The organism is Streptomyces prunicolor NBRC 13075, from assembly GCF_000367365.1.
Classification (GTDB): domain Bacteria; phylum Actinomycetota; class Actinomycetes; order Streptomycetales; family Streptomycetaceae; genus Streptomyces; species Streptomyces prunicolor.
Genome location: NZ_BARF01000016.1, coordinates 58,160 through 64,159, shown reverse-complemented (window position 1 = coordinate 64,159; position 6,000 = coordinate 58,160). Strand labels below are relative to the sequence as shown.

The window sequence follows — 6,000 nt, the reverse complement described above, 5'->3', positions numbered from 1 at the left end:
CTCCGCGGCGGAGCCGCTGATTGATACGGCCCCGCGCTCCTTTAGGGGGTTGGTGCCGGCCTGTGTGTCGCGCTCTGCGGCGGAGCCGCTGATTGATACGGCCCCGCGCCCCTTTGGGGCGCTGCCCTGCTCGGTGTTGCCCGTCACCGTCATTGGGACATGGCCCTTTCGGCGGTCACCGGCACCGGAGTTGTCGCCGTCGGCCGGTCCTCAGCCGTTGCTCCCACCAGTGACCACCACGCCACCACGCCGAAGACCACCGCCGTCAGGACCGTTGACGGGCCGCCGATGTCTGCGTACATGAAGTCGATCAGTTGCCAGGTCAGGAGGCCCGTGGAGACCAACGCGCAGTCCAGGCCGGGGAGTTTGGCGCGGTGGACTCGGAACAGGCCGCGCAGCGCGCAGACCAGGAGGGCCAGCCAGCTGCCTGCCAGGGTGACGAGGCCGATCAGGCCCTGTTCGCTGAGGACCAGGAGGTACATGTTGTGCGGGGAGAGGAGGGGTTGTTTGAGGAAGGCGGCGCCTGCGCCTTCCGTGTCGCTGCCTGAGGACAATGCCAACGAGGCGTTGCCGTCCCGGTGTTCGGGGAAGCCCTTCAAGCCGACGCCGGTCAGCGGGTGTTCGCGCCACATCGCTGTTGCCGCCGCCCACATCGTGTACCGGTCGATCACCGACTGGTCCGGGGCGTCCGTGACTTGGGTGATGCTGTCGATCCGTTCCTGGAGCATCGCCGTACCGACGCCGAAGCCGCCTACCAGGACCACGCCCGCCGCCGTCACCGCCGCGGCCACCTTCAGGGCGCGGCGCAGGCCGGCCAGGGCCAGCTGGATCGTGCAGGTCGCCGCCGTCGCGATCCAGGCGCCTCGGCTGAAGGACAGGGCGAGGGGGATCAGGAGGGCGAAGACGCAGGCTGCCGCAACTGCCCGTTGGCGTGCGTCATTTCGGCCCAGGGCCAGGGCCAGCGCGCAGATCAGGCCGAAGGACACGACCGTCGCCATGCCCATCACATCGGTCGGGCCGAAGGTGCCCACCGCGCGGATGTCCTCGCCCTGGTACGAGGCGCCGGTCGCGGTGACGTACTGCTTGACGCCGATCCCGCCCTGCCACAGCGCGAGTGACACGAATGACCAGGCCAGGAGGCGGAAGTCGCGGCGGTCGCGGATCAGGAGGACGACTGCCGCGGGGACCAGTACGAAGATCTGGAGGTAGCGGCCCAGGCCGCTCAGGCCCGCGCCCGGTGAGGACGCGCCCATCGCGGCGATCGACAGGCCCAGGACCGGAAGTCCCATGACCGCTACGGCAGTTGGGGTGAGGGGGCGTTGCCGGTCGCGGAGGAGCCGGATTCCGCAGTACAGCACGACGAGCCCGGAGACCGCGTCGGCCGGGCCGGCACCGCTCTCGCCCGGGGTGAGCGGGAGGCCGAGCAGGGCGATCACGGCGACGACCGGCAGGACCGGGGCGAACGTGCGCAGGCGGTGGTTCACGGCTCAGCTCCCGGTCGGACGGACGAGCGCGGTGACCGTGCGGGCCAGGATGCAGATGTCCTGCCACAGCGACCAGTTGTCGATGTACGCGTTGTCGAACCGGCAGCGGTCCTCGATCGAGGTGTCGCCGCGCAGCCCGTGGATCTGGGCGAGGCCGGTGATACCGGTCTGCATCCGGTGGCGGGCCGCGTAGCCGGGGTAGGTCTGGCTGAACTGCGCGACGAAGTACGGGCGTTCGGGGCGCGGGCCGACCAGGCTCATGTCGCCCCGGAACACATTCCAGAGCTGGAGCAGCTCGTCCAGCGAGGTCTGGCGCAGGAAGCGGCAGAAGCGGCTCATCTGCAGCTCGCCCGCGACGCTCCAGCGGGTGGCCGCCTCGTGCTCGTCGACCGGGCGGTGCGTGCGGAACTTCAGCAGCGTGAAGGGGCGCCCGTCCTTGCCGATCCGCTCCTGTTGGAAGACGACCCCGCGCCCGTCGGTGAGACGGAGCACCACCGCACACACCAGCAGCAGCGGGCTGACCAGGAGGAGCAGGGTGCCGGACGCCAGGACATCCAGCGCGCGTTTGCCGAAACTGCCAGGCCTCCGCGACCCCAACTCCAGCCTGCGGCAGGCGAATCCGGCGAGCTGGTCGCGCATCTCGTACGAAGGTGAGTCGGCGTCGACCTCCCACACCACGCAGCCCGACTCCGCCAACGCCCGTAGCAGCGGCCCGCGTTCGGACCGTACCGAGGGATGCACGGTGAGGACGGCTCGGACGCCGTTCTGGATGAGGGCGCGCTCGACCTCCTCGCCGGTGGTCAGAACCGGCAACCCCTCGGTGCCGTCCGGGTGTTCGGCGACGATGCCGATCGGCTCGATCCCGCACTTCGGGTGCCGTAGCACCGCTGCCGCCACGCGTTGCGCGGTCGTCGCCGGGCCGATCACCAGGGCGGTGCGGGGGCGATTGAGGAGTGCCTTGCGGCGACGGCTGTGGACCGCGCCGCGGGCCACGCAACTGGCCGCCGTTTGCAGGGCGAAGCCCAGGAGCAGGGTGCGGGCGGAGAGCGCGCGGTCGGGGGCGTAGGCCGCTGTCAGCGTGCCGAGGGCGAGCCAGGCGACCGCGATCCGGCCGCAGACGGCGGGCAGTTCGTCGAGGACGCGCGGGACGGTCCGGGGCAGATGCGGGCGCAGCAGTATCGACCCGGCGATCAGCAGGGCCACCAGGAGTGGGCGGCGCTGGCTGCCGGTGAGGGCGAGCGCGCCCAGCAGGGCGGCGCCGAGGTCCGCGCCGAGCAGCGGCAGCGGTGAGACCGGCCGCGCGGGCGGTCTGCGGACCGGGAACCGGAAACCGCCGCCGGTGCGGCGGGGGATGACCGAGACGTTCGAGAATCCGTGGTCCCGTGGCTGTCCGCCGGGGGAGGGGACGGTGCTTTCCGCAGTCACGAGTGGATGGACTCCCTGCACTCGGTGGGCACGACGGACGTGTCCTTTTCTTTCGCCTCCGGGGCGCCGCCGAGCAGCTCGCGATAGACCCCCGCGACCGCTTCGGCGGTGTGCCGCACGTCGTGCGTGGACTGGACGTACCGGCGTCCCTGGTGGCCGAGGGACTCGCGCAGCAGCGGGTCGAGCAGCAGCTCGGCGACGGCCCCGGACAGCACCGCCGGGTTCTCGGCCGGGACCAGGCACCTCTTCCAATGGCCCGCCTCCGAGGCGCTCAAGCCGGTGTCGAGAGCCCGACCGTGCTCAGCGCTTCGCGCCTCCGCGCTCCCCCACTCTCGGCTTCGCTCGAGCGGGGGGACCCCCATGGGCTCTCGACACCGGCGCGCCTCTCCGGCGTGCGGCGCGTGTCCGGGGGGCAGGCTCTCCCGGGCGCCCGCGACATCGGTGACGACGACGGGTCGCCCGCAGGCCATCGCCTCCAGCGGGGCCAGCGCCATGCCCTCCCAGCGCGAGGGCAGGACCACCAGGTCGGCGGCCTGGTACCAGGGCACGGGATCGGCGACGGCACCCGCGAACAGCACGGAATCCGGGGCGAGTTGACGCAGCGCGGCCCGGTCGGGTCCGTCGCCGACGAGCACGAGCCGCGCCTTCGGCACCCGCCGGACCACCTCGTCCCACGCGCTCAGCAGGACGTCCTGGCCCTTCTGCCGGCACAGCCGCCCCACGCACACCACCAGCGGCGCCGCCGGATCGACCCCGGCGAGCTGCTCGATCCCGGCCCGTACGGTGTCCACGGCCGCGGGGTGGAAGCGCTCGGTGTCGATGCCGTTGGGGAGCACGCTCCAGCGGGCCCGGACCCCGGCCCGCAGCCCGGTCGTCCGCTCCGCCTCGCTCACGCACACCGTCCGCGTGGACCACCGCGCGCCCCACCGCTCCCAGCCGACGGCGAGCGCGGCGGTGACCCCGCCGACCGCCTCGAACGACCAGGCGTGCGGCTGGAACACGGTCGGGATCCGCCCCCGCACGGCAAGACGCCCGGCGAGTCCGGCCTTCGCGCTGTGCGCGTGCACCAGATCGGGCCGCACCTCCGCGACCACCCGGGCGAGCCGCCGTACCTCGGAGACCAGCGCCGGACCGGGTGACCGGGTCGCCTCCCACAGCCGTACGTCGGCACCGAGCGCCCGGACCCCGTCCGCGAGGATGCCGCCGGCGGGGCAGGCGACCGTGACGTGCAGGCCCGAGGCGAGCTGAGCCTGCGTCAGATCGATGACGACACGGGCGACCCCGGCGTCCACGGGCTGGGCGAGGTGCAGGACCCGTGGCCGAGTGTCGGTTGCTGGCTGGTGCATTGCGCGGTTTCCTCGCTCACGGGTGGCGCTCGGGACTGCGGGCGGGAACGCGCCTCACTGCTGGGCGTCGACGGCGACGAAGAGCGCCCCGCACCACGCCGCGTCCCGCTGGGAAACGAGCCGGAAGGCCAGCTGGTCACCGCCGGGACGCAGCGCCTTGCCGAGATCGAACACATCGGAGTCGTAGCCGAGCGTGTTCGCATACGCGGGCGCACGCTCCGAAGGCGCCGCCGCCGGGTCGCTGATCGTGGAATTCAGCACGTCGTCACGGGGGTTGGCGCCGTCACCGAGCGCGGTGGCGTTCGTACGACCGGTCGAGAGCGTGAGCGAATCCCCGGTACGGCCGCGATCCCCGTCGTACGCCACCACGCCCGCGCGTCCCCCGGCGTGCGCGGACACATGCACCCCGCGCATTCGGATCTCCGCGCCGGTACGGGAGTCCATCGCGTCGAAGCCGTCCCACAACTCCAGCCGGCGCAGCGGCTCCTGCGGCTTCTCGTACGCCACGACGAGCGTCCAGCCGCCCCACGCACCGGTCGCCGACTTCCCCATCGCGGTGTTGATCTGGGCGACCGTGTAGAGGCCCGAACCGCTCTCCCGGACCAGCTTCGTGACGTCCGCCGAGGCCTGGAACGCGTCCGCGCCGCCCGCCACCCGGTGCCCGACGACCGTGTCCGCGAGCACCGCCTTGTACTCGCCACCGGGCTCCGCGACCAGCACCCGCCCGTTGTCCTTGGACGGCTTCTGCTCGCCCACGCGGAGGTTGCCGCCCCAGTACAGCCGCGCGTACGTGGCCCGGGCGCCCTCGGGCAGCCGGATCTCCGCGCGGGAGGAGTTGTAGGTGTTGGGGTCGCTGTCGACGTCGACGTAGAACATGTCGAAGTCGCCGTTGACCGCCGCCTGTCCTTCTCGTACGGCCGGGCACGCGGCCGAGTTGGCGCGGCAGCTGATGGAGGTGTTGGCCGCGCGGACGATGCCGCCGTGCTGGAGCGCGTGGTAGCGCTGGGCGAAGGGGACACGCGCCGCCTCCGCGGGCGGGGCGGATGCTCCGGACGCGGCCGGGGCCCAGATCGTGACGAGGGCGAGAGCGCCCGTCGACGCCCGGCGCAGCAACGGACCCAGGGAATTGCGCATGACCGGCGGTGCCCTTTCGGGAAGTACGGCCCCTATATGCGATTTGCTGGCTATAGGGGTACTTCGGGAGGTGCGCAACTCTAGTGGCTATCCGTATTAATCCGGCGAAACGCAACAAGTGTGTCGGAATGGTGAAGTTCGGCCCTCTGGGAGATCACCCCATTGGCGGCACAACCCCTTTGGGCGCCGCGCGTTGACACAGCGCCGGGCATCCCCGCCCGGATGTTTGTTTCAACCCCAAGGAGCACCTCTCCATGTCGCGTATCGCGAAGGGCCTGGTCCTGACCTCCGTTGCCGCCGCCGCCATGGCGGGCACCGCCGGCATCGCCGCCGCCGACAGCGACGCGCACGGCGTGGCCGCCCACTCCCCGGGCGTGCTGTCGGGCAACGTCGTCCAGGTTCCGGTTCACATCCCGGTCAACGTCTGCGGCAACACCGTCAACGTCATCGGCCTGCTGAACCCGGCCTTCGGCAACACCTGCGTCAACGACTGACGTCCGCGCGCATCACTTCGTCCGGCCGTTCACCCGTGGTCCTTCCACGGGGGGACGGCCGGTCGGCGTTCGGCGGTGTTGCCCCGAATGGGCGGTAGCGGTCCCGGTCCGGCGCTT

General features: G+C 72.0%; 5 protein-coding genes. 1 reads left to right on the top strand and 4 read right to left on the bottom strand.

The genetic code is table 11. The annotated features are described in order from the left end of the window. Positions 1–149: 149 nt before the first annotated feature. Genes SPR02S_RS08325 through SPR02S_RS08310 form a run of 4 tightly spaced genes read right to left on the bottom strand, consistent with a single transcriptional unit; the run spans position 150 to position 5,389 of the window. A complete protein-coding gene (locus SPR02S_RS08325) occupies positions 150–1,484 on the bottom strand; it encodes an O-antigen ligase family protein (RefSeq protein ID WP_019056486.1) in 1,335 nt (444 codons plus the stop codon). A 3-nt stretch (positions 1,485–1,487) separates the two neighbouring features. After that, positions 1,488–2,909, bottom strand: coding sequence for an exopolysaccharide biosynthesis polyprenyl glycosylphosphotransferase (locus SPR02S_RS08320; protein ID WP_019056485.1), 1,422 nt, complete (start codon positions 2,907–2,909; stop codon positions 1,488–1,490). Further along, positions 2,906–4,255, bottom strand: coding sequence for a glycosyltransferase (locus SPR02S_RS08315; protein WP_019056484.1), 1,350 nt, complete (start codon positions 4,253–4,255; stop codon positions 2,906–2,908). The genes SPR02S_RS08320 and SPR02S_RS08315 overlap by 4 nt, the downstream gene beginning before the upstream one ends. A 54-nt stretch (positions 4,256–4,309) precedes the next feature. Beyond that, positions 4,310–5,389: a hypothetical protein gene (locus SPR02S_RS08310; protein ID WP_019056483.1), complete on the bottom strand. Its 1,080-nt coding sequence runs from the start codon at positions 5,387–5,389 to the stop codon at positions 4,310–4,312. Between the two features lie 254 nt (positions 5,390–5,643). Here SPR02S_RS08310 and chpG point away from each other — a divergent pair, with 254 nt between their 5' ends. Next, positions 5,644–5,883, top strand: coding sequence for a chaplin ChpG (gene chpG / locus SPR02S_RS08305; RefSeq protein ID WP_019056482.1), 240 nt, complete (start codon positions 5,644–5,646; stop codon positions 5,881–5,883). Positions 5,884–6,000 lie beyond the last annotated feature (117 nt).